Origin of the sequence: Lysinibacillus sp. NPDC096418, from assembly GCF_044762775.1 — a bacterium.
Classification (GTDB): Bacteria; Bacillota; Bacilli; order Bacillales_A; family Planococcaceae; genus Lysinibacillus.
This window is the reverse complement of record NZ_JBIWEY010000001.1, coordinates 469125-490119: the sequence shown is the minus strand read 5'-3', so window position 1 is coordinate 490119 and position 20995 is coordinate 469125. Positions and strand designations below refer to the sequence as shown.

Genomic DNA, 20995 nt, shown 5'->3' with positions numbered 1-20995 from the left:
ATGCCAAGACCAGTCATCACTCCATATCAATTTAACCTGTACACATCACAGATTACAGACATCTATGTTGCGTTAGAGGATGAATTATTCAAGCAGATAGCAAGTCGCCTTAAAACGAACCCTGAGCATGATAAAGACTATGTGTTGCAGTGGCAAGTTGAAAAGATGCAGCAGTTACGTATGTTCAACCTTGAAACAATTCGAGAGTTGTCGATAGCGACAGGTATTTCTGCTGAAACAATCAGACAAGTGATTAGCGATGTTGGAAATAAGACGGTACAAAGTGTTGATGATGAGGTAAAGGGAAGTTATAAACAATTGCCTCAGCCAACTCAGATGGATGTGATATTGGAAGGTTACGTAAAACAAGCGTTTTTAGAGCTTGATAACTACGTTAATCAAACGCTAATCACAACTACGCTAGGTCAAGGTACTGTAGCTATTATGTATCGTAAAATCGTTGAAGAAACCACAGCTCAGGTTTTAGCTGGTAATAAAACGATTAACCAAGCAGTAACTGAGACGGTCATTAAATGGGCTGAGAAAGGCATTAAAACTGGATTCGTTGATAAGGCTGGCCGTACTTGGCATCTAGAACAGTACGCTGACACGGTAATCCGTAATACGGTCAATAACACTTACAATGAGTTGCGATTGTCACGAATGGATGAATACGGTATTGATCTTGTACTCGTTAACAGCTATGCAGACCCAAGACCAGCATGCGCCAAGATACAGGGTAAAGTCTGTTCTATGAGTAATCCATCGAGTGATCCTAAATATCCATCAATCTATGAATTTGGTTATGGTGAGCCTTGGGGGATAAGGGGTGCTAATTGCCGTCATATTCTTTATCTATTTATCGATGGCTTAAATACTAATAATCAGATTCAATACGATGAAGAAGAAATGCGAGAGCAGTATAAGCTATCACAACAGCAAAGGTACTACGAGCGCCAAGTTCGAAAGGCGAAGCGTTCACTTAATCTCGCTGAGGAAATCGGTGATGAAGAAGCTATCCAGAAGTACAAGAAGTTGGTTTGCAATCGACAGGCTACAGTGCGTGAGTTTGTGAATGAGCATGATCTTGCTCGACGATATGATAAAGAGCGAATAATAAAATGAAATGGTATAATTTGTTTATATGGAGGTGATTATATGAAATATTTAGTGAAAATTGACGAAGTAAAAGAATTTACTATTGAAAACGTTAATTTTATTGAGGTGAAAGACGCATCGTATTTTGTTTATGATGAAAACGGCGGTATTATCTTAACGACACCCCAAGCTAAGACTAGTTACATAGCCGTAGCACCAAAGCAATAAATTAACTATCGAGAGCTACTCATTTTATTTAATGGGTGGCTTTTTATTTCGTCTTTTTCACGCTTTGCAGACGTTAAAAAACAAAGTGAATACCTAACGTGTCGTTACACGTAAAAAACGAATTAGGAGGAAAAGAAGTATGAATAAAGAGCAATTAATGGCAATGGGTTTGACAGAGGAACAGGCACAACAGATTTTAGATGGTTTCGGCACAATGGTTCCTAAATCTCGTCTTGACGATAAAATTAAGGAATTGAAAACAACAAATGATACTATCGCAGAGCGTGATACGCAGTTAGAGGAATTGAAACCGAAGGCGGCTGGCAACGAAGCTTTACAGGCTGAAATTACACGTTTACAGCAAGAAAATAAAGATAACGCTGATAAACATGCTGCAGATTTATCAGAGCAACAACGTTCGTTTGCGTTAGAAAACGCTTTGAAAGAAGCAAAGGTACACAATCCGAAGTCGGTCAAGGCACTACTTGATTTAGAAAAAGTAAAATTAAACGGTGAAGCATTAGAAGGCTTAACGGAGCAATTAGAAGCTCTTAAGCAATCTGATGCTTATTTATTTGAGCAGGAACAACAACAGCAACCACCGTCATTTAGTGGTGGACAGCATACTCCGCCAGCTCAACCGACTGATACCGAAACATGGATGGCAGCATTCAAATAAAAAATGGAGGGATTATTCCTATGACAACAAAACAAAAAGTTCAAATGGCAATGCTGATGTCTTTAGACATTCAAATGTTCGCCGCACCACTTAATTACGCTGAGAACTATCAGCGAGCACTACAACAACGTTATCCTGGAAGATTGTATTTCGAAAAGCTTTGGAATACACCTTCAAACGCACTTGTGAAATTCATTAACGCGAACACAATCAAACTACCGAAATTAACAATCACTAGCGGTCGTAAAGATTATGGTCGTGACACAGTGACAACACCAGGGCGTAACTTCGAGAACGATTGGGAGACAAAACAATTAACAAATGACCGTTACTGGGATACGTTAATTGATCCAATGGACATCGATGAAACAAACCTTGCTGCTTCTATCGCTAATATTACAAAAGTGTATAACGATGAAGAGAAGATCCCTGAGAAAGATAAATACATGATTTCGACTCTGTATGCTGAAAAAACACGCATTGATGGTGGAGCTGGTAATAAATCCGTTGCAATTACTGCTGCTAATGCCTTGACGGTATTCGATGAATTAATGGAAGAGATGGATGAAAATGAAGTGCCACAAGAGGGCCGTATTATGTATGTGACGCCTACAATTAAGACTGCTCTTAAACAGGCCCAACAAATTGGTCGTAGCATGAACGTTCAAAACAATAATGGCGTTATTTCTCGTGGTGTTGAGCGACTTGATGAAGTTGAACTTATTTCAGTACCTTCTGCTCGTATGAAAACACTTTATAACTTTACGAACGGTGCAGTTGTAGATCCAACAGCGAAACAAATCACCATGCTATTAATCCATCCAACGTGCATGGCAGCACCAGAAAAGTACGCATTTGTTTCTTTAGATGCACCTTCTGCAAAAACAGCAGGTAAGTATTTCTACTTTGAACGTGCTTACGACGATGTATTTGGCTTTGATACAAAATCAACAGGAATGGTGTTTGTGACAACGCCATAATAAAACATTGGAGGGATAACAAATGGCAACAGTAAAAAAAGGTAACCGTGTGTTGACCGTAGAGGAATCGACAGTCAACACATATTTAAAACAAGGTTACGACCAAGTAGAACTTACAGAAGATGAAAAGTCTTATGAAGTTGTAAAACGTGCAACAGGCGGAAAACAGGTATCTTATTCGGAATATGTAGAAGCATTAGAAGAAAAAGAGAAGTTAGAAGTCGAAATTGCGGAGTTGAAAGCAGAAGTTAAGACATTAAAGGCTGAGAATACAAAGTTGAAAAAGGCTGATGCGTAATGCCTTACCTCACTTTTGAAGAATACCAAAACATCGGTTTCTCAGAAGTATCAGAATCCGATTTCCCGAAGCTAGAACGTAAAGCGAGTGATGTGTTAGATAGCATCACTCGTGATTTTTATCAGCATCATGATTTAGAAACAGATGTACCTATTCGTCGTGACAAATTTAAATCTGCTGTAGCTGCTCAAATCGATTACTTTAACGACGTGGGCGGCACAAGTGCTCACGAATTAAATAACCCTTTGTCTGTTTCAATTGGACGTACATCTATTTCAAGCGGTGCCAAAAACCAAGCGAAACTTAATAACATCGTCGCTGATGATGTCTATATGTATTTGCGTAACACAGGGCTTTTATATCGAGGGATAGAGGTGGTTTGATGTACGTTAAGCCATTGCCTAAAAGTTGGTTGATTCATACGATTACTTACGAAGGTATTCTTGATGAAAAGGACGACTATGGCAATCCGCAGTATGCTGATCCAGTCGAAATAAAGCACGTGCGTTATGATCCAACTACTGTATTTAGCCGCGATAGTACTCAAAGTAAGATTGTGGCCGAGGGGGTAATTTTTGTTGATGCAGTTAACAGCTCGCCTATTCCTGAGTTTGTAGAGGAATCGACCATCATTTTCGAAGGTCGTAAGCTCACATTGAAGAAGATTATCCCTTGCTATCAACCAACGAAAAATGTAGTCCATCACTACGAATTGGAAGTGATCTAATGGTTGCAAGAATTAGAGTTAGTACAGAAATAAACGGTGTACGTGTAAGAGCTGAGGAACTAGTTAGACGTGGGCAAGTTGCGTTAGTAAATCAAGTGCATGCTGATGCAAATATTTACGCACCTAAACTTTCTAGTGACTTACGTAACCAATCGATTATTGGTACAGATGGCAAATCAATTATTTGGACATCACCTTATGCTCGTAAACAGTACTACAATATTGGTGCTAAATTTACTACACCAGGTACCGGACCAAAGTGGGATGTCAAAGCACAGGCTATCCACGGTGCTAGTTGGGTGAGGATTACAAAGGCGGCGATGAGATAAATGGAACTAGATTTCTTGGTACAACTAAATCGCTATATTAACCAACAAAATCCTTTTGCTAAAAGTGCAATTGGTGTACTTGGAGCTAGTGAGAGTATGTCGATTATGGCAATGCCTGGTGGCGTTGAAAAGGTATTTTTTGATGGCACTAGAGATAAAGCGTATCAAGTGCAAATCAATGCTAAAAGCAAGAAACAAGATAACTGTATTAATGTGCTGAGTTCGTTATTCCAAAAGCTTGAGAGTTTAATAGACCTACCGTCAGCTAACAATTCTTACGATTTCCAACAAATCAACATAACATCGTTGCCCTCGCTCATCATGGTAGATGAACAGGGCTTTTTTATTTACGAATTATCAATTAGTGCAACAATAACAATTTATGAAGGAGTGGTTTAAATGTCACGTCAAAAGAATGCCTTAACTAAATATTTCGTTGGTCCTTGGACTGATGATGCAACAAGCGAAGCTACGTTACGATTAGGAAAATGGATTTCATCTGTTACTGACGACTCTGATGAATCAACGGAGGATACAGCGTTTTACGATGGTGATGGTACACCAGAAAGTGATGTTGTTTCAGTTAAAAAATCATACTCATTTGAAGGTATGTATGATGAATCAGTCGAAGCAATGAAATTTATCGCATCTTTGGAGCTTGAAACAGGAGAGAGCCGTAAAATTGCATTCAAGCAAGAGCGTACAGATGGATCAATTTTAGAAGGTCGCGCTACTGTAACTGAAATTAAAGTTACTGGTGGAGAAGCATCTGAGTACGCAACATTTAGCTGTAAAATTGGTTGGGATGCTAAACCGAAAGTGACGCCAGCACCCTAGTGTTCCCCCGGTGGATGGGGGAGAACCAGAACCAGAAGAACCGAAAGAACCGAAAGAACCAACAGAAACTGAGGGCGAATAATCGTCCTCTTTTAAATTAAAGGAGTGGGATAAATGGTAATCAAAATTCAAACGAAACAAACAGGTATTCCTGTAGAAATTGGAGAACTTAAATTTACTTTTGATACATCTGATGAATCAATTAAAAATTATTATGAAGCTGGACAAAAAACTTTAAAAGAAATGCAGAATGTTGAAGATGATGATTTAGATGCAGCTAAAGAAATCCTCGAAAAAGGTTATGATCTCATTTTAGGTAAAGGTGCATTTAAACAAATCTACAAGCAAACTCCGTCATTAATTGAAGTAACTCAGTATTTCATGCAACTGGCAGAAGGTATTCAAGAGAAATTATCTGGTATAGGTAAAGGGTTATCGCAACAAGATAAAGCTCAAGAATATCTACGCCATAAAAATAAACCTAAAAACAAAAACAAAAATAAAAAGTAGGTTGTTGCTATGTTTAAATTGACCGACACATTGGTAAATGAGGTTGAAATAAACGGTAGCATGTACAGTTTAGATATGTCATTTGATAATATCTTGAGCCTTATCGACATGTTAAACGACAAAGAGCTCGGTGATGCAATGCAGATAATTATAGGGCTAGAGATGTTAATCGTTGAACCTTTAGAATGCGCTATCGAGGATAAAGCTAAAATCTTTTTTGAGCTATACGAAACCTTAATAGATGTAGCTAAAGAGGAAGATATTGAGTATGACATCGAGGGGAATCCAATGCCTGTACATTCAAAAGAAAAGGAAGTAGACATATACGACATTGCACAAGATGCAGAGTATATTTACGCTTCCTTTTTGCAGGATTACGGCATCGATTTATTTGATCAGCAAGGTATTTTGCATTGGGATAAATTTAGGGCGCTTTTAGCCGGTTTACGTGAGGATACAAAGTTTAAAAAGGTACTTGAGATACGTCAAATGGAGTTACCTACAGGTAAAGGTAGTGAAAAGCAGCGTAGACAGGTAGAAGAATTGAAGAAAGCATATGCATTGAAGCCTCTTGATTAGGCTTCTTTTTTTATGCGAGGTGATTAAATTGAGTGAACTAAAAGTAGTGCGTTGTAAAAAATGCAATAGGCTACTAGGCAAAGTAAAAGGTGAAGCAGAGATCAAATGTAGTCGATGTCACACCACTAATAACTTTAAACAATAAGAGAGCCACTGAGCCCCGAATATGTTTGGAAATTTAAAAAACATTGAAGGGGGAGTGGTGTAATGGCTAGTGATGGCCGTGTAGTAATAGACGTCATATTGGATGATGGCCGAGTAGCAAATGGCGTAGCAGATTTAAGTCAATTATTAGGTGGGCTTGGACGGACAAGTGAGTCAAGTGCGCTATCTATAGGCAAAATTGTCACAGCATTAGGATTAGTTGCACTTGCTAAAAAAGGTATAGACATGGTTACTAGCGCTATTGGTGGTGCTGTGGCTCGTGTTGATACATTAGGCGGTTTCCCTGTTGTTATGGAGCGTATGGGCTTTAGTAGCGACCAAGCTAAAGCGAGTATCGATAAATTATCTAATGGCATACAAGGGTTGCCAACAACGTTAGATGGCATTGTTAAGAGTACGCAAAGTATAGCACTTATGACAGGTGACTTAAATGTTGCTACAGACACAGCGCTTGCGCTTAACAATGCTTTTTTAGCATCCGGTTCTAGTTCGGCTGATGCTGAGCGTGGCTTAGTACAATATGTACAAATGCTGTCTAAGGGCAAAGTTGACATGGTATCATGGCAAACCCTACAAGAAACAATGGGTTTTGCACTTAATAAAACAGCAGAGGCGTTTGGTTTTACAGGTAAGTCGGCACAACGGGATTTATATAGCGCTCTACAAAAAGGCACTATTACGTTTGATGACTTTAATGCGAAGTTAGTTGAGTTAAACGGTGGTGTGGGTGGATTCGCAGAAGTCGCCAAAGCTAGTAGTGCTGGTATCGCAACTGCATTCTCGAACATGAATACAGCCATTGTTCGAGGTATGGCAAATATTATACAAGCCATACAAGATGTACTAGCTAAAACACCATTACAATCAATCGAAAATATTTTAGGACTAATCGGTAAGGCTTTTAGCAATGTATTAGGCGCGATAGCTGCAGGTATTCCAGTTGCCGCGAACGCACTTATGAATCTTTACAACGCGTTAGAACCTTGGCTACCGTTATTAATAAGTATAACAGGCGCAGTCTTAGCTTACGTAATTGCTTTAGATGCTATTAAATTAGCGCAAACAGCGTGGCTTGCTATTCAAACTGCATCTATTGCCTTAGCTGGAGCGCAACAAGCTGCCTTTTTAGCTATGACACTAAGTGGTGGCGGATTGACAGGTATGTTGGTGGGTTTAAAAGCTGCATTTGCATCATTAAATGCTACTTTGTTACTTAATCCTTGGGCGTTAGCTGCCGCCGCCGCTGTAGCTGCTGTATTATTGATTGTTCAATATTGGGAACCTATAACTCAATTCTTTGAAGAATTGTGGTCACAAGTTACAGAAACTTTCAATAATGCTTTAACCTCGATTCAAGGATTTGCAACATCGTTGTCTGAAACAGTATCAGAGATAGTGACAATACTTAATTCTACTTGGACTACAGCGTGGTCTAATGTAACAAGCGGATTTAACGATGCAATTAATTCATTGATGACAGGTTTATCAAACCTCAAAGAAAAATTAAGTGTTGTCAAAGAAATCATTAATGTTGAACAAGCCCTAGGTTTACTTAAAGTAGCAGCAGAGTCAGTATTATCGTCGTTATTAATGCTTTTAGGTCCTTGGGGTATCTTAGCGAGCGTACTTTTAAAAGTATTCACTCACACAACATTACTACAAGATACTTTTGCGATGCTTAAAGGTGAAATGTCATTCGATCAAGTTGCTAGTAATTTTGCAACATCAATTAGTGACATGATAAACAACATAGCGCAACTAACAGTTCGTTTTATCGAGTTAGGTGCTGACATGATTGTTAAGTTAATCGAAGGTGTAAGCAATAATATTGCTAACTTATCTGCTGCATTTGCACAGATTTTACCTACTATTATTAATACGCTCGTCATGATCATACCTCAATTGATACTATTAGCGGCTGATATTATAACCAAACTAGCTGAGGGAATAACAACAAATCTACCAATTTTAGTTGAAGCTATTACTGGTTTGATTGAATTTATAACAGTGACTATAGGAACGCTACTACCTCAATTGATTGAAATTGGCGTTTCACTAATTACAACAATAGTAGACGGTATTATTACAGCGTTACCTATTTTTGTTGGTGTAGTTGTACAACTGTTAGAAACGTTAATAAGCGCCCTAACAACGGCGTTACCTTTACTGGTTGAAACAGGTTTAATGATTGTAGAAACACTTCTAAATGGCATCATAACAGCATTGCCTCTAATTATAGAGAGCGCATTAAACATAGTGATGTCTCTTATTGATGGTGTAACAGCAGCATTACCTCAACTGACAGAGGTTGGTCTATCAGCCATCACCATGCTTATAGGTGGTCTCGTATCAGCGTTGCCGACAATAATTGAGGCAGCATTAACTGTCGTTACAGCTTTAGTAGGGGCTTTGATTTTGCTTCTACCTAAACTAATAGAGGCCGGAATTGAAATCATAACGGCGTTAGTGGATGGTTTAATACAAGCAGTACCAGCTATCATAGATGCGGCGTTAACTTTGGTTATGGCATTGGTAAAAGCAATTATCGATATACTACCGGAATTGATTGAGGCTGGAATAAAAATTATTGAAGCGCTTATAGAAGGTCTTATGCAAGTTTTACCGCAATTGATTGAGGCCGCAATAACGCTTGCCACTGAATTAGTTAAAGCAATCATCAAATTGGCACCTGAATTATTAGCTGCAGGAGCTGAATTGATTGCTGCATTAGTCGAAGGTGTTCTATCGATTTTAGGTCAACTTTTAGTTGCAGGTGGTAAATTAATTTTAGGGTTGTTAGGTGCAATCCTTAGTTTCGTAGGTCAATTACTTGCAGCTGGCGGAACGCTGATTGGTAAATTGATATCTGGAATTCTATCTTTAATCGGCGATGTTATAGGTGCGGGCGCAAAACTTATCACAGGTTTAATTACTGAAATATTAAGCTTTGCAAGCAATATTTTAACAGCTGGTAAAGACTTAGTTGGGTCGTTAATAGATGGTGTGTTAAACAAAGTAAACGATATGATTACTGTCGGTACAGACTTGGTTAACGGTCTTATCAAAGGTATTACCAATATGGGTAAGGATGCCATCGAGGCAATTACTGGTGTCGTAGATGGTGTCATTACAAAAGCCAAATCTTTACTCGGTATTCATTCTCCGTCTCGTGTTTTTAAGGCAATCGGTATAAATACTGTTGAAGGTATGGAAATTGGTATGGCAGAGCGAGAGAAAAATCTCAACGCTGTCATGGAGAATTTAACAAAAGGTTTAATTGACATCACCAATAAATACACTGACGATGAAAAAAAGCTTATTGAAAAATCTAATGCTGATATTGCGAAAATAGAAAAACGATCGGGAGAGGATATCTCCAAAATCAAGCGTGATGCAGCTAGTAAAAACCGAAAATTAACGCAAGATGAAAACGTGAAAATCCAACGATTGCAAGAAGATGCAGCGAAAAAAATTGCTGATATTGAAAAGAAAACATCCAAACAAACATCAGACAGCTTGTCTAAAGTCCAGAAGGAACAGCTTGAAAAAATTAAGTTGTTTGTGGAGGATAAGAAATCTTTAGAAGAAATGAGCTTAGCGGACGAAGCTGAGATTTGGAAGATGGCAACGACTCAATTTGCTGCTGGTACAAAAGAACGTGTGGAGGCTCAGAAGAATTACAAAAAGGCGATTGAAGCTATTAATAAAGAAGATTTAGAAAGCATCAAGCAATATATCGCAGATAAGAAGTCACTCGACGAATTATCATTAACCGAAGAAGTAGCTATCTGGGAACGAACTACAGCGTTGTTTGAAGAAGGTACAAAAGAACGTATTGAAGCGCAAAAATCGTATCAGACAGCCGTTCAAGCTATTAACAAAGAGTTAACAACAATCAATAAAGATTATTCAGACCAAATCATGAAGATTAATGAGGACTTAATTAAAAGTGAAGAAGCGTTAAACAAAGCGTATGAAGATGCTGTGTCTAAACGTGAAAACTCTTTAATTGGGTTTAAAGGGCTTTTTGACGAATTCAATATCGAGATTGACCGTACTGGCGAAGAATTGATGAAAAACTTGGAGTCGCAAGTTGTAGGTTTTGAGGGCTGGCAATCGCAAATCGAAATGCTATCAACGAAAGCTATCGACAAAGGTTTATTAGCCGAATTACGCGAAATGGGCCCAAATGCTTTAGCTGAGGTTGTAGCTTTAAATAGCATGACTGATACTGAGCTGAATAGATACAGTGAATTGTATCGCAAGAAGTCTAATCTAGCCCGTACGCAAGCTGAAAAAGAAATGGAAGGTATGCGTAAAGACAACGAGAAAACGATAAAACAAATGCAAAAAGACGCTGAGAAAGAATTGCGTGAATTGCATTATAAATGGGAAGATGCAATCAAGAAAATTACGAAGTCAACAGGTACTGAAATGAATACCCTCGAACAAGTTGGTCGTGATGCTGGCCAAGGTTTATTACAAGGTTTGATGAGTCAAAAAGGTGCTCTAGATGGTGCTGCTAGAGAAATCGCAAGTAGCATTAAATCCACTATTCAAAGTGCATTAGATATCCATTCTCCATCTCGTTGGATGCGTGATTTTGTTGCTGGAAATATGGCAAAAGGCTTTGTTGTTGGTGTTGATAAAAACCAAGGACTAATCTCAAAAGCATCTGATAAATTAAGTGATTTAGTAACACCTGATATCGTTAATAAATTGCGTGGAGTTAAAGCGAATATTGGAAATTTAAGTACGAGGTCGAATATCGGTCAATCATCTAATAGCATTTCAAATGATAATAGACGTAGCTTTGCACCGCAGATTACAAATCATTTCACACCAGCGCAATCTACACCTAGCGAATCGGCACGTAAACAGGAACAACTATTAAGACGTCTAGCTATGGAGTATTAGGAGGTCAACATGCACAAATTTAAATTAGAATTTATTAATTCCAGGGGCGAAACCATTGAACTATATGGTCGCCCTTTCCGTTTGGTATCCGTTACCGGATTAGGCGAAGTCGAAGCTGACATACAAATGCAAAAAGCGCCTTATCAAGATGGCTCGACATTAACTGATACGCCGTTAGAACCGCGTTATATCGATATAGAAATCAAGATTACTGGTGATGATAACTTGGATACAGAAGCAAAGCGACGTAAAGTCACATCCATTTTTAATCCACGATTAAAAGAAGGGACATTGCGTTATATCAGTGATTCTGGTGTACGAGAAATCAAAGCTGTTGCAACGTCATTACCCCATTTTCCTGATGGAAGTGAAAATCGACAAGTGACATTCCAAAAATCATTAATCCAATTAGTTGCTCCTGATCCACACTGGAAGGATATCATTACAGAAAACTACAAGCTCGAGGATTTCGTCAGCAACTTCCGATTTTCGTTTAGATTTCCTGTTCGATTCGCTACCAGGGGTGACTCAAAAATGTTAGTCAATAAAGGTGATGTACCAACGCCGATACGAGTAGAGTTTCGCGGTCCTGTAATTAATCCGAGGATAACCAATTTAACAACAGGCGAATTTATCCGTGTTGATCGTGAGATACCAGCTGGGTATAAGTTGATTTTAGATACATCATTCGGCAACAAAAGAGTGGAGATTGTTGGTCCGGATGGCATGATACAAAATGGTTTCCCTTGGATTGATCCATATTCAGCTTTCTTTAATTTAGATGTTGGCGAAAATCGATTTGCATTTATTACAGACTCAGGAAATCCAGAAGTCTATGTAGAATACAAACACAGATATTTAAGTGTATAAAAGGAAGTGAAATAATGGCTGAACATTTTAGTTTTTTTGACCCTGTGCAGTTGCCGGATGGAACATACGACAGGGAGTATAATGCGCAACAATTTACTAGCTATTTTAAAACATTAGTTACAACAGGTATTTTAAAAGGCGAAATGAATGAGTTAAGAGTTACATCAACAGGCGTCAACATGCAAACAAAAATAGATACAGGTGTTGCGTTTATTTTAGGTAGGTACTACGAAAACGATGGTATCAAAGAATTAACACACGACACCGAATCACTAGGTGTGAGCCGTATAGATCGTGTAGTAATACGCATGGATTTGAGTACGGATAAGCGTCATGTATTGTCATTTGTCAAAAAGGGTGTGCCTAGTGTGAATCCTGTTCCTCCACAGTTGACGCAGACACCAAATATTTATGAGATTAGTCTTGCTCAAGTAAAAGTAGTTGGTGGTCAAACATTTATAGCAGCTGATGCAGTGACTAGTGAGCGCGGTAAAGATGTTATTTGTCCTTGGGCTGGTTCTAAAATACTACCATCTTTTGACGATAATTTACTAAATAAACATATAGAAAACAAAAATGTTCATCTAACTCCTAATCAGTTTAGGAACGATATTCGCATTGATAATATTGGGAACCATTATGCTAGACGAGACTTTGGCGGTTTTCAATGGAAAAATAACGACACTACCGAGTATGTTAACTTCTACTACGGTAAAATGTCGTTCTCTGGAATAATAAGAATGACATTGGGGTCATTATACGCCAATAGTAATGCTTCTGGCGGATGTGTCGTAGAACATCATATGGGCTTCGGAGAAGGTGTTATTCATCATGCAGAGACTAAAATTATCACTGGTGCGAAAGGATTCCTTGAAAACTTCTATCTTCCCACACCATATTTATATAATGGACATTTATATATGCAATTATATAAAAGAAAAGCTAGTAACCCTGTAACTTGCGTGGTTGAGATGTTTGGTCTAACTGGTACAGCACAACCAGTATTTGATGTATTAAACGCAGTAACAACTAACCAAGTAGTTGATAACATAGTCACATCTGTACCTGTTCAACAGGACCTTTTTACATCTGTAAGTAATGGTAAAGCACAGGTAGCATCCGCCATTACCCAAAAAGGTGTACCTACACCACCGGATGCTTCATTCGCTCAAATAGCGACAAATATATCGTATATAAACACCGGAATAAAATCATCACAGGGCGTTTTAACAGTCCCTGCAATATCACCTTTGGGTTCAGTCATAGTAAGAACGCCATCAGTTGCCTTCAAACCTATGAATAGTGCTCATGGTATGCCCGGTTCATATTTTAGAAATGGTTTATCTCAAAATATGCAAGGAGCAATGACCGGACTTGTATATATGTCTTATGCAGAGATAGCTCAAGACAGTAATGGATGGTATTTGAATTATGCTGTTCGAAACGGGTACCCATCAACTACGACAGTGCCGGTTAATTTAAATTTCTTAATCACAGAATAGGAGGGATATTATGAAACTTGATAATAGATTATATTATGACGTACCGACTGGAAGAATTATTTATCAAACTGGTGAGGCTTCTGGTGACGTATTACCGCATCCTGAAGTAACTGAGATATCATACATTACTGTTCCTTACGGGAGTATTGATTATACAAAAGGTTATATTTCCGAAGTGAAAGATAGAAAGCCCTTATTCGTCGAGTTTGAAAATAGTCTGTCAGAAGTCGAATTGGAAAACGAAAAGCTTAAAGAAGATATTTTATTATTACAAACTGAAAACGAAATTGGTGGTATCCTATAATGATAACAGTTAACCCAGCAGTTGTACGTATTGCGGCAGAAAGAATTATGAACAAAGGACTTAATCCAAAAACTAATGAGGTTTATGTTATCGATAACATCACAAACCCTGATTACAGGCAAAGCGTAGATGATTACATTTTAGCCAATACAGAGGGCGTGTAGGATGAAAAAGCCCATCCGAATATTATCACTAAACATGGACATTTTAGGAGAAATCGACAACTATGAGTCCATGTTTTTTAATCGTTCCTGGCATGGCATTGGCGCCTTTGAATTGCGCATTAATCGTTATAAAAAGAACGCACATACATTAATAAAAGACAACCTTATTTTAGTCGGCACAGACTTGAATAAGGTTTTTATTATTAAACACAGAGAAATTGAACTTGATGAAAACGGTAAGATTACGGAAAACTGGCTCATTAAAGGCTATGCTCTAAAGTCTATCATTGCACAGCGTATTACGATGCCACCAGCGCATACAGCTTATGATAATCGGTCAGGAAATGCAGAAACAGTAATGAAGCATTACGTAAATAACAATCTAGTTAATCCAGTGGACCCAAGGCGCAAAATACCACAACTAGTGATTGCACCTGATTTACAGCGTGGAATCCACATGATATATGCTTCACGCTTTAAAAACGTGGCAGAAGAAATGAGTACGTTATCTTTAACCAGTGGGCTAGGTTGGGATGTTTTGCTTGATATTAGAAATAAGAACTGGGTATTTGATATTGTGGAAGGTCGTAATTTAGTTGCTGGCCAATCAATCAATCCGCCTGTTATTTTTAGTCCACAATTTGAATCGCTTAAATCGTTACACTACACGCAAAGTGATCTGAATTATAAAAACGTTGCAATTGTGGCTGGTCAAGGTGAAGGTGTAGAAAGGCGAGTTATTGAGGTTGGGAACTATGCAGCTATTAATCGTCATGAGGAATTCATTGACGCTCGAGACATTGCGGAAACTGACGATGATGAAAATCCATTACCAGAGCAACAAGTCATTCAAGCATTAACGGATCGCGGGCAACAAAAACTGAGTGAATTGATTCAGGAAGAATATTTAGAAGGTCAGGTTTTAACCAATAGTCCATTTGAGTATCAAATTGATTATGACTATGGGGATATTACTACAATCCAAAATCTTGATTGGGGTGTGACGATGGATGCTCGTATTACTGAAATTAAGGAAATTTACGAAACAAGTGGCTTTAGTATTGAAGCTACATTCGGTAATAGCAGACCTACATTAATTCAGAAAATTAAACAAGATCTCTCGCAAATTAGCGGCGAGGTTAGACGATAAACGCAGTCTTGAGACTAGCGTTATTTTTATGTATTTTTTTAACGCTATGAGAGCAATCGAGATGGGCAACGGTACGTGGTACTGATTCTCGATGCGTCTCAAAACGTTATTTATTTAAATAAAAAGGGCAAAGGATGGTGTATTTATGGAAAGATTTTTTGTATCGGTATTTGGTGGAGCTTTATCATTTTTAATTGGTGGTTGGGGCTTATTACTGACCGTCTTGTTAGTTTTAAATGCATTTGATTTTATAACAGGTATGGCAGCCAATTGGGGAACTATCAATAGCAAACGTGGTTATCAAGGAATCCTAAAAAAGGGCATGATGTGGGTTTGGATTGTGGTAGCTAATTTAATTTACTTAGTATTACTGGACCAAGGTTTTACAGTGGGTCAGATTATTCCTGATGCCGTAGCGATTCTATTCATTCTTAATGAAATTGTTAGCTTAGGAGAAAATAGCGCTAAGTTAGGTTTGGACATGCCAGGACCAGTGAAACGAGCGTTAGAAGTCTTTGATAATCTCGAAAAGGAAGGTGAGAGCAAATGACCTATGCATTCAAACAAAACTTGTTACCGACGAGTAAGTACACATTAAAAGCTCCATATTCTATGACAGCACATTTTATCACAGTACACAACACGGCGAATGATGCATCTGCAGCTAACGAAGTTAAATACATGAATAGCAATAACAACCAAGTATCTTACCACGTAGCCGTGGATGACAAAGAGATTATTCTAGCAATTCCGTTTAATCGCAATGCATGGCATTGTGGTGATGGTCAAGGTAAGGGGAATCGACAATCAATTGGTATTGAAATCTGTTACAGCAAAAGTGGCGGTGCTCGTTATATTACTGCAGAAGAAAATGCAGTACAGTACATCGCAAAATTACTCAAAGAGTTTGGTTGGGGCATTGACCGAGTGAAGCAACATTACGATTGGTCAAAGAAAGATTGTCCGCATCGTATCAGAGCGGAAGGTCGTTGGAATAGTTTCTTGAAACGGATTGAGGAAGCTATGAAACCATCTACACAATCACAACAAAAGGAGGAAACGAAGGTGCCAAACACATTAACATCAACAGCAAAAGAGGATTTAAAAGTATTACTAAAAGTGGCAAAATCAAAAGGAATTTTAAAGGTGGACCACAGCGAAAAAGTAGGCTCAATGACAGATGGCGAAGCTTTGGGATTACTTATTTCTGTTGTAAAGCGAACATTATAAACTTCAAGGACCAGGTACTTACATTAATTTGTTAGTATCTGGTCTTTTTTTATTGAACAAAAAGAACGTTTGTTCTATAATAAGTGAGAACGAATGTTCTTATTAATGAAAGGGGCGAGAGTAGTGTCAGTCAAATTTAAAAATCCATTTTCAAAACAACAAATATTTAGGGATATAACAAAAGAGAGTCATGATGTAGTTAAAGCTACAATGAGCACATTACCAGCTGATACAATAGTAAAGGTTTATGGATGTGGAGAATCTATAATTATACATAGCAAAAACAGAAATACTGAGTGTGCTAGTATTTCAAATAGTAAAGGATATGGTTACGTCCAGGAGTGGGAGCTTGTATATATGTTAGAAAATATCCTAAAGAAAAGTAACAATGACGTAGTAATGCGCGTAAGTCCTAATGGGATTATATATTTATATGTTAAAGATGGTGTAGCACTGGTTAATTAAAGAAAAGCCGCTCGTATTAAACGATGAGCGGCTTTCTTCTATTTAGTATAGTTAGAACAATTTTTTAATTAATGCAGAATAAATTTTCTGATCTATTTCAATCAAACTCTTTTTACCATCCATAAATTCAATTGCCACAACATGTGTGCTTTTTGATTTTGCCGAAAGACCAGCAAGCCAACCAACAGGTCCTAAGATAACTCCACCTACAAAAGCACGACCTACTGCACTAGTTGCACTTTTACGAGATTCCTCATCTAATACCTCATATTCTTTTATTGTAGATTTATCAAGTATTACACTTTTGAATAAGCCTGTAGCTAAAGCAACGGTTCCCAAAGATTGAATGATAGATTTCCCATTGTAGTCACCAGCAATTACTTTATTTTTTGCCATGAATTAAAAACCTCCTTACATGTTACTGAAATTCCAATTATTCAAATTATTGTAGGTATGTAATTACATAGGTGATAATGCCTATGTCCGAAAAGTTATTGAAATATAAGGACACCTGTCCGTGTATTATTTTAATCGCCCCGAATATATAAAAAACGCTCCCCCACTCGCTCCCCCATAATTAAATGAAATAACCCCAAATAATCAAAAGGTGTTTTTATATACAAAAACCCCGCAAACACTTGAAACACAAGGGTGTATGCAAGGTTGCGAGGTTTAAGAAACAGAAGCAATCTAACGTTAAAAAATTAACGAGAGTAGAACTCTACGATGAATGCTTCGTTGATTTCAGCAGATAGTTCAGAACGTTCTGGAAGGCGAGTGAATGTACCTTCTTTTTTGTCTGCATCAAATGTTAAGTAGTCAGGTACGAAGTTGTTTACTTCGATAGCTTCGCCAACTACAGATAGGTTTTGAGATTTTTCACGAAGAGAAATCGTTTGACCTGGTTTAACGCTATATGATGGAATATCAACGCGTTTGCCGTCTACTAAAATGTGACCGTGGTTTACTAATTGACGAGCTCCACGACGAGTGCGAGCTAAACCTAAACGGTAAACTAAGTTGTCAAGGCGAGTTTCAAGAAGAATCATGAAGTTTTCACCGTGAACACCTTTCATTTTACCAGCGCGATCAAATACAGTACGGAATTGACGTTCAGTCATACCATACATATGACGAAGTTTTTGTTTCTCTTGTAATTGTAGACCGTACTCTGATAATTTTTTACGTTGGTTCGGGCCGTGTTGACCTGGTGCGTAAGGGCGTTTTTCGATTTCTTTACCAGTACCGCTTAGTGAGATACCAAGACGACGTGAGATTTTCCAAGATGGACCTGTATAACGAGACATATTGTTGTCTCCTCCTTTAAATTTGGTTTTTTCGTTGTAAAACAAAAACCAGTAGTACCCGTTCTTATACGCATTTTATTTTCATGTATGTTCGCCTATGCAGCCATTAGGTTACATAATACACCATCCATTATATCTGATATGTTTCACTCACTTATAATAGAGGAATAAAATACAATGATAAGATCATACCACTGCTGCGTTCATTTTACACAACCATCATTGTAACTTTTTATTCTGTGTACGTCAAATATAACAATCGATATTTTTCTATAAGAAAGATATTTTATTGACCTAAATTTTGTAGCTAGAAATTAATAAATGATTTGTTATAGAAAATAGCTAAAAAGGCCTTTAGATATAATTTTTTGTTTTTGCAATAGTTAAACATGAGGTAATGATTGTAAAATGTAAAAAAAAAGAAGAATTACATAGTCAAAATGACTCAAAATATGTATAATAAAATATAAGTTAATAGTAATTGATTTGTGACGTTATAAAGAAAAGGTGATTTCATGACAGACCATTTACAAACGCTAAAATATATAAAATCTGATGTATTGAGCCTTTGGGCGAGTTCGAATGGGGAACTGGCTAGTTTTAGTGAATACTTTTTTTTACTTAAGAAATGTCTAAAGAAGCACTTAAATATTTCAAATGCTATCTTTCTTAGTTATGAAGATAATCTTTTAGTTCCTTTAGATGAAGCAATGGCTATTACAATTGAATCAAGAAAAAAATCAATCCCATGGCCTATGATAGAAGCTGGTTTCTATCAGCAAAATGTAGTGAAACTACCGTACATACTCAAGGAAATTGAGTCTTATAATGAAATGACAGATATGGCACTATTTCAATTAGAGAATAAAGACCCATTTGGAATTTTATTGGTCGAAGCGACAGATTTGTGGACGGATTTTATAAATTCTGATGCAGGTGAAGATTTTATAGAATTAATTACAAAAATCATTCAAATGATCAGTGAGAATTTGAAAGTAAAGCTGAATGAAGACCAATATAAGAAACTTTATAATATGACTGATTTATTTCATTCAACAATGGATATAGATTTAATTTTAGAAAACGTCTTAAAGAATATTAAAGACAACTTCCCGGAGTTTAATGTTGAACTTATTTTATCAAATGATCAAGATCGACATACTACAATTGATATTAAGCTTTTTGATTATTTATCCGAAAGACCTGCCACAATTGAGGCTTTTGTGTCAGGAGAGCTTACAATTGAACTAGCGAATGATTTAGATTGTAGATTACTAAATGTCCCTATAAAAGGTAGACAGGCTATATATGGAATTTTACAAGTGAATGCACCGATGACGTATATTTTTTCATCGAGCGAAAAAGATTTTGTACGTATGCTTGCGCAAGCCTCGGGAAATGCACTTGAAAATGCAAAACTCTATCATCAATCACATCGATTAATTAGAGATTTACAACTTATCAATGAAACTTCGCATCGTCTTAACATGAGAATTAATATTAAGGAGATGCTTTTATTTTTACAAAAACAATTAATGAAATCTTTCCAACCAATGGAGGTTTGCTTTGTTTTTAAAAATAATGATAAATTTGAAGTAACGGAAGCAAGTACACCATTTTTCAAGACAACAGAAGGGTCCGTTTATATACGACATGTTGAGCAACATTTTGAAAATACATTTGACCCATTATTTATAGCAGACTTTAGTCGATTAGCTTCAAATAAAATAAAGTATCGTTCGGTTATGGCAATACCGCTATTGATGGAAGAGTCTATTAATGGCTTTAGTATTGTTTTACACAAAGATCCTTATTTCTTCTCATTCGATAGTTTTAAATTAATGCAATCATTAATCCATCATTCCTCTTTAGCAATCGCCAACTCGATTTTACGTGACCAATTGCAAGAAATGGTGGACCGCGACCATTTAACGAAACTCTTTGCGCGTAACTACTTAGACCGATATGTAGTAAAATCACTTGAAAAAGATGACTCTGGTATGTTTTTACTTATTGACATTGATAACTTCAAACGTGTGAATGATACATATGGCCATCAAGTAGGAGATAAGGTTCTTGTGCAAATTGCTTCACAGTTGAAAAAGACTGTAGGCTCAAAAGGCATATGTGCACGATGGGGTGGAGAAGAAATGTCTGTTTACGTCCCGAATATTGATGAAGAGGCAGCAATACAATTTGCTGAGGATCTTGTAAAGTTAATTCCAACGAAAACAGATCCGCAGGTGACAATATCTGCTGGACTAATAACGTGGAATCAAAAGTATCGACCTGCATTTCAATCTGTATTCCTTCATGCAGATAATGCCTTATATGAAGCGAAGAATAGTGGGAAAAATCGCTTTTGTATGCATGACCATAGATTACAAACTAATGCATAAATTAGCTAGAAATTTAAAGCTGCCCTTTGATTGATAGACATTCTAACAATCAAAGGGCAGTTTTTTTGTAATAGTAGACAAAAGCTTGTGTGTGAATTGTTCTAAATCAATTTTGTCTTTACACTCAAGCAGGTAGACCTTAGAATGGACCCAATACAAGTTCGTGATCGTGAATCAAATAAAAGCTGACCCAGTTAATAGTCGTTAAAAAATAATTGAGTAGAGCGGCTACATTGCTTAAATTCGCAAAACGATCT

Annotated in this window: 25 protein-coding genes; 23 read left to right on the top strand and 2 right to left on the bottom strand. The window is 37.3% G+C overall.

The window, feature by feature from the left end:
• From ACIQZG_RS02335 to ACIQZG_RS02230, 22 genes are all read left to right on the top strand, one after another.
• Window positions 1–1125: a phage minor capsid protein gene (locus tag ACIQZG_RS02335; RefSeq protein ID WP_402753542.1), complete on the top strand. Its 1125-nt coding sequence runs from the start codon at window positions 1–3 to the stop codon at window positions 1123–1125.
• A 33-nt stretch (window positions 1126–1158) separates the two neighbouring features.
• A complete protein-coding gene (locus ACIQZG_RS02330) occupies window positions 1159–1326 on the top strand; it encodes a hypothetical protein (protein WP_402753541.1) in 168 nt (55 codons plus the stop codon).
• Between the two features lie 139 nt (window positions 1327–1465).
• Window positions 1466–2005, top strand: coding sequence for a phage scaffolding protein (locus ACIQZG_RS02325; protein ID WP_402753540.1), 540 nt, complete (start codon window positions 1466–1468; stop codon window positions 2003–2005).
• A 20-nt stretch (window positions 2006–2025) separates the two neighbouring features.
• Window positions 2026–2985: a capsid protein gene (locus tag ACIQZG_RS02320; protein WP_402753539.1), complete on the top strand. Its 960-nt coding sequence runs from the start codon at window positions 2026–2028 to the stop codon at window positions 2983–2985.
• 22 nt (window positions 2986–3007) lie between these two features.
• Window positions 3008–3283 (top strand): hypothetical protein, encoded by a 276-nt coding sequence (locus tag ACIQZG_RS02315; RefSeq protein WP_402753538.1) that lies wholly within the window; start codon window positions 3008–3010, stop codon window positions 3281–3283.
• Window positions 3283–3666 (top strand): head-tail connector protein, encoded by a 384-nt coding sequence (locus ACIQZG_RS02310; protein ID WP_402753537.1) that lies wholly within the window; start codon window positions 3283–3285, stop codon window positions 3664–3666. Before ACIQZG_RS02315 ends, ACIQZG_RS02310 begins: the two co-directional genes overlap by 1 nt.
• On the top strand, window positions 3666–4010 hold the full coding sequence (locus tag ACIQZG_RS02305) for a putative minor capsid protein (protein WP_402753536.1): 345 nt from the start codon (window positions 3666–3668) through the stop codon (window positions 4008–4010). The genes ACIQZG_RS02310 and ACIQZG_RS02305 overlap by 1 nt, the downstream gene beginning before the upstream one ends.
• Window positions 4010–4339 (top strand): minor capsid protein, encoded by a 330-nt coding sequence (locus tag ACIQZG_RS02300; RefSeq protein ID WP_402753535.1) that lies wholly within the window; start codon window positions 4010–4012, stop codon window positions 4337–4339. Before ACIQZG_RS02305 ends, ACIQZG_RS02300 begins: the two co-directional genes overlap by 1 nt.
• Complete coding sequence (locus tag ACIQZG_RS02295) at window positions 4340–4738, top strand: phage tail terminator protein (RefSeq protein WP_402753534.1); 399 nt, start codon at window positions 4340–4342, stop codon at window positions 4736–4738.
• Window positions 4739–5176, top strand: coding sequence for a phage tail tube protein (locus ACIQZG_RS02290; RefSeq protein WP_402753533.1), 438 nt, complete (start codon window positions 4739–4741; stop codon window positions 5174–5176).
• 114 nt (window positions 5177–5290) lie between these two features.
• Window positions 5291–5686 (top strand): hypothetical protein, encoded by a 396-nt coding sequence (locus ACIQZG_RS02285; RefSeq protein ID WP_402753532.1) that lies wholly within the window; start codon window positions 5291–5293, stop codon window positions 5684–5686.
• Between the two features lie 9 nt (window positions 5687–5695).
• Complete coding sequence (locus tag ACIQZG_RS02280) at window positions 5696–6265, top strand: Gp15 family bacteriophage protein (protein ID WP_402753531.1); 570 nt, start codon at window positions 5696–5698, stop codon at window positions 6263–6265.
• Between the two features lie 19 nt (window positions 6266–6284).
• Entirely contained in the window at window positions 6285–6410 is a 126-nt protein-coding gene (locus tag ACIQZG_RS02275; protein WP_402753530.1) for a zinc finger domain-containing protein, read from the top strand.
• A 62-nt stretch (window positions 6411–6472) separates the two neighbouring features.
• Window positions 6473–11347, top strand: coding sequence for a tape measure protein (locus ACIQZG_RS02270; RefSeq protein ID WP_402753529.1), 4875 nt, complete (start codon window positions 6473–6475; stop codon window positions 11345–11347).
• A gap of 9 nt (window positions 11348–11356) precedes the next feature.
• Window positions 11357–12217, top strand: coding sequence for a phage tail family protein (locus ACIQZG_RS02265; protein ID WP_402753528.1), 861 nt, complete (start codon window positions 11357–11359; stop codon window positions 12215–12217).
• 14 nt (window positions 12218–12231) lie between these two features.
• Entirely contained in the window at window positions 12232–13719 is a 1488-nt protein-coding gene (locus ACIQZG_RS02260) for a hypothetical protein (protein WP_402753527.1), read from the top strand.
• Between the two features lie 10 nt (window positions 13720–13729).
• Window positions 13730–14023: a hypothetical protein gene (locus ACIQZG_RS02255; protein WP_402753526.1), complete on the top strand. Its 294-nt coding sequence runs from the start codon at window positions 13730–13732 to the stop codon at window positions 14021–14023.
• Window positions 14023–14187, top strand: coding sequence for a hypothetical protein (locus ACIQZG_RS02250; protein ID WP_402753525.1), 165 nt, complete (start codon window positions 14023–14025; stop codon window positions 14185–14187). The genes ACIQZG_RS02255 and ACIQZG_RS02250 overlap by 1 nt, the downstream gene beginning before the upstream one ends.
• 1 nt (window position 14188) lies before the next feature.
• A complete protein-coding gene (locus ACIQZG_RS02245; protein WP_402753524.1) occupies window positions 14189–15337 on the top strand; it encodes a siphovirus ReqiPepy6 Gp37-like family protein in 1149 nt (382 codons plus the stop codon).
• Window positions 15338–15482: 145 nt separating this feature from the next.
• Window positions 15483–15887, top strand: a complete 405-nt coding sequence (locus tag ACIQZG_RS02240) for a phage holin family protein (RefSeq protein WP_402753523.1) — start codon at window positions 15483–15485, stop codon at window positions 15885–15887.
• Window positions 15884–16567, top strand: a complete 684-nt coding sequence (locus ACIQZG_RS02235) for a peptidoglycan recognition protein family protein (protein WP_402753522.1) — start codon at window positions 15884–15886, stop codon at window positions 16565–16567. The genes ACIQZG_RS02240 and ACIQZG_RS02235 overlap by 4 nt, the downstream gene beginning before the upstream one ends.
• Window positions 16568–16690: 123 nt before the next feature.
• Window positions 16691–17032: a DUF1827 family protein gene (locus tag ACIQZG_RS02230; protein WP_402753521.1), complete on the top strand. Its 342-nt coding sequence runs from the start codon at window positions 16691–16693 to the stop codon at window positions 17030–17032.
• Window positions 17033–17083: 51 nt separating this feature from the next.
• On the opposite strand, the gene ACIQZG_RS02225 is transcribed toward ACIQZG_RS02230, so the two are convergent.
• Both ACIQZG_RS02225 and rpsD read right to left on the bottom strand, forming a co-directional pair.
• Entirely contained in the window at window positions 17084–17428 is a 345-nt protein-coding gene (locus ACIQZG_RS02225; protein ID WP_402753520.1) for a hypothetical protein, read from the bottom strand.
• 308 nt (window positions 17429–17736) lie between these two features.
• The gene (rpsD, locus tag ACIQZG_RS02220) at window positions 17737–18339 is read right to left on the bottom strand and encodes a 30S ribosomal protein S4 (protein ID WP_402753519.1); all 603 of its coding nucleotides are present in this window, start codon (window positions 18337–18339) and stop codon (window positions 17737–17739) included.
• A 515-nt stretch (window positions 18340–18854) separates the two neighbouring features.
• Between rpsD and ACIQZG_RS02215 the strand changes: the two genes are divergently transcribed.
• Window positions 18855–20738 (top strand): sensor domain-containing diguanylate cyclase, encoded by a 1884-nt coding sequence (locus tag ACIQZG_RS02215; protein ID WP_402753518.1) that lies wholly within the window; start codon window positions 18855–18857, stop codon window positions 20736–20738.
• Window positions 20739–20995: the final 257 nt, after the last annotated feature.

Excerpts from the sequence above, each read along its gene's own strand:
- ACIQZG_RS02270 (WP_402753529.1), top strand. The coding sequence starts at position 6,473 with ATGGCTAGTGATGGCCGTGTAGTAATAGACGTCATATTGGATGATGGC.
- rpsD (WP_402753519.1), bottom strand. The coding sequence starts at position 18,339 with ATGTCTCGTTATACAGGTCCATCTTGGAAAATCTCACGTCGTCTTGGT.
- ACIQZG_RS02290 (WP_402753533.1), top strand. The coding sequence starts at position 4,739 with ATGTCACGTCAAAAGAATGCCTTAACTAAATATTTCGTTGGTCCTTGG.
- ACIQZG_RS02245 (WP_402753524.1), top strand. The coding sequence starts at position 14,189 with ATGAAAAAGCCCATCCGAATATTATCACTAAACATGGACATTTTAGGA.
- ACIQZG_RS02240 (WP_402753523.1), top strand. The coding sequence starts at position 15,483 with ATGGAAAGATTTTTTGTATCGGTATTTGGTGGAGCTTTATCATTTTTA.
- ACIQZG_RS02260 (WP_402753527.1), top strand. The coding sequence starts at position 12,232 with ATGGCTGAACATTTTAGTTTTTTTGACCCTGTGCAGTTGCCGGATGGA.
- ACIQZG_RS02235 (WP_402753522.1), top strand. The coding sequence starts at position 15,884 with ATGACCTATGCATTCAAACAAAACTTGTTACCGACGAGTAAGTACACA.
- ACIQZG_RS02305 (WP_402753536.1), top strand. The coding sequence starts at position 3,666 with ATGTACGTTAAGCCATTGCCTAAAAGTTGGTTGATTCATACGATTACT.
- ACIQZG_RS02330 (WP_402753541.1), top strand. The coding sequence starts at position 1,159 with ATGAAATATTTAGTGAAAATTGACGAAGTAAAAGAATTTACTATTGAA.
- ACIQZG_RS02265 (WP_402753528.1), top strand. The coding sequence starts at position 11,357 with ATGCACAAATTTAAATTAGAATTTATTAATTCCAGGGGCGAAACCATT.
- ACIQZG_RS02295 (WP_402753534.1), top strand. The coding sequence starts at position 4,340 with ATGGAACTAGATTTCTTGGTACAACTAAATCGCTATATTAACCAACAA.
- ACIQZG_RS02285 (WP_402753532.1), top strand. The coding sequence starts at position 5,291 with ATGGTAATCAAAATTCAAACGAAACAAACAGGTATTCCTGTAGAAATT.
- ACIQZG_RS02215 (WP_402753518.1), top strand. The coding sequence starts at position 18,855 with ATGACAGACCATTTACAAACGCTAAAATATATAAAATCTGATGTATTG.
- ACIQZG_RS02280 (WP_402753531.1), top strand. The coding sequence starts at position 5,696 with ATGTTTAAATTGACCGACACATTGGTAAATGAGGTTGAAATAAACGGT.
- ACIQZG_RS02320 (WP_402753539.1), top strand. The coding sequence starts at position 2,026 with ATGACAACAAAACAAAAAGTTCAAATGGCAATGCTGATGTCTTTAGAC.
- ACIQZG_RS02325 (WP_402753540.1), top strand. The coding sequence starts at position 1,466 with ATGAATAAAGAGCAATTAATGGCAATGGGTTTGACAGAGGAACAGGCA.
- ACIQZG_RS02250 (WP_402753525.1), top strand. The coding sequence starts at position 14,023 with ATGATAACAGTTAACCCAGCAGTTGTACGTATTGCGGCAGAAAGAATT.
- ACIQZG_RS02315 (WP_402753538.1), top strand. The coding sequence starts at position 3,008 with ATGGCAACAGTAAAAAAAGGTAACCGTGTGTTGACCGTAGAGGAATCG.
- ACIQZG_RS02335 (WP_402753542.1), top strand. The coding sequence starts at position 1 with ATGCCAAGACCAGTCATCACTCCATATCAATTTAACCTGTACACATCA.
- ACIQZG_RS02225 (WP_402753520.1), bottom strand. The coding sequence starts at position 17,428 with ATGGCAAAAAATAAAGTAATTGCTGGTGACTACAATGGGAAATCTATC.
- ACIQZG_RS02255 (WP_402753526.1), top strand. The coding sequence starts at position 13,730 with ATGAAACTTGATAATAGATTATATTATGACGTACCGACTGGAAGAATT.
- ACIQZG_RS02310 (WP_402753537.1), top strand. The coding sequence starts at position 3,283 with ATGCCTTACCTCACTTTTGAAGAATACCAAAACATCGGTTTCTCAGAA.
- ACIQZG_RS02300 (WP_402753535.1), top strand. The coding sequence starts at position 4,010 with ATGGTTGCAAGAATTAGAGTTAGTACAGAAATAAACGGTGTACGTGTA.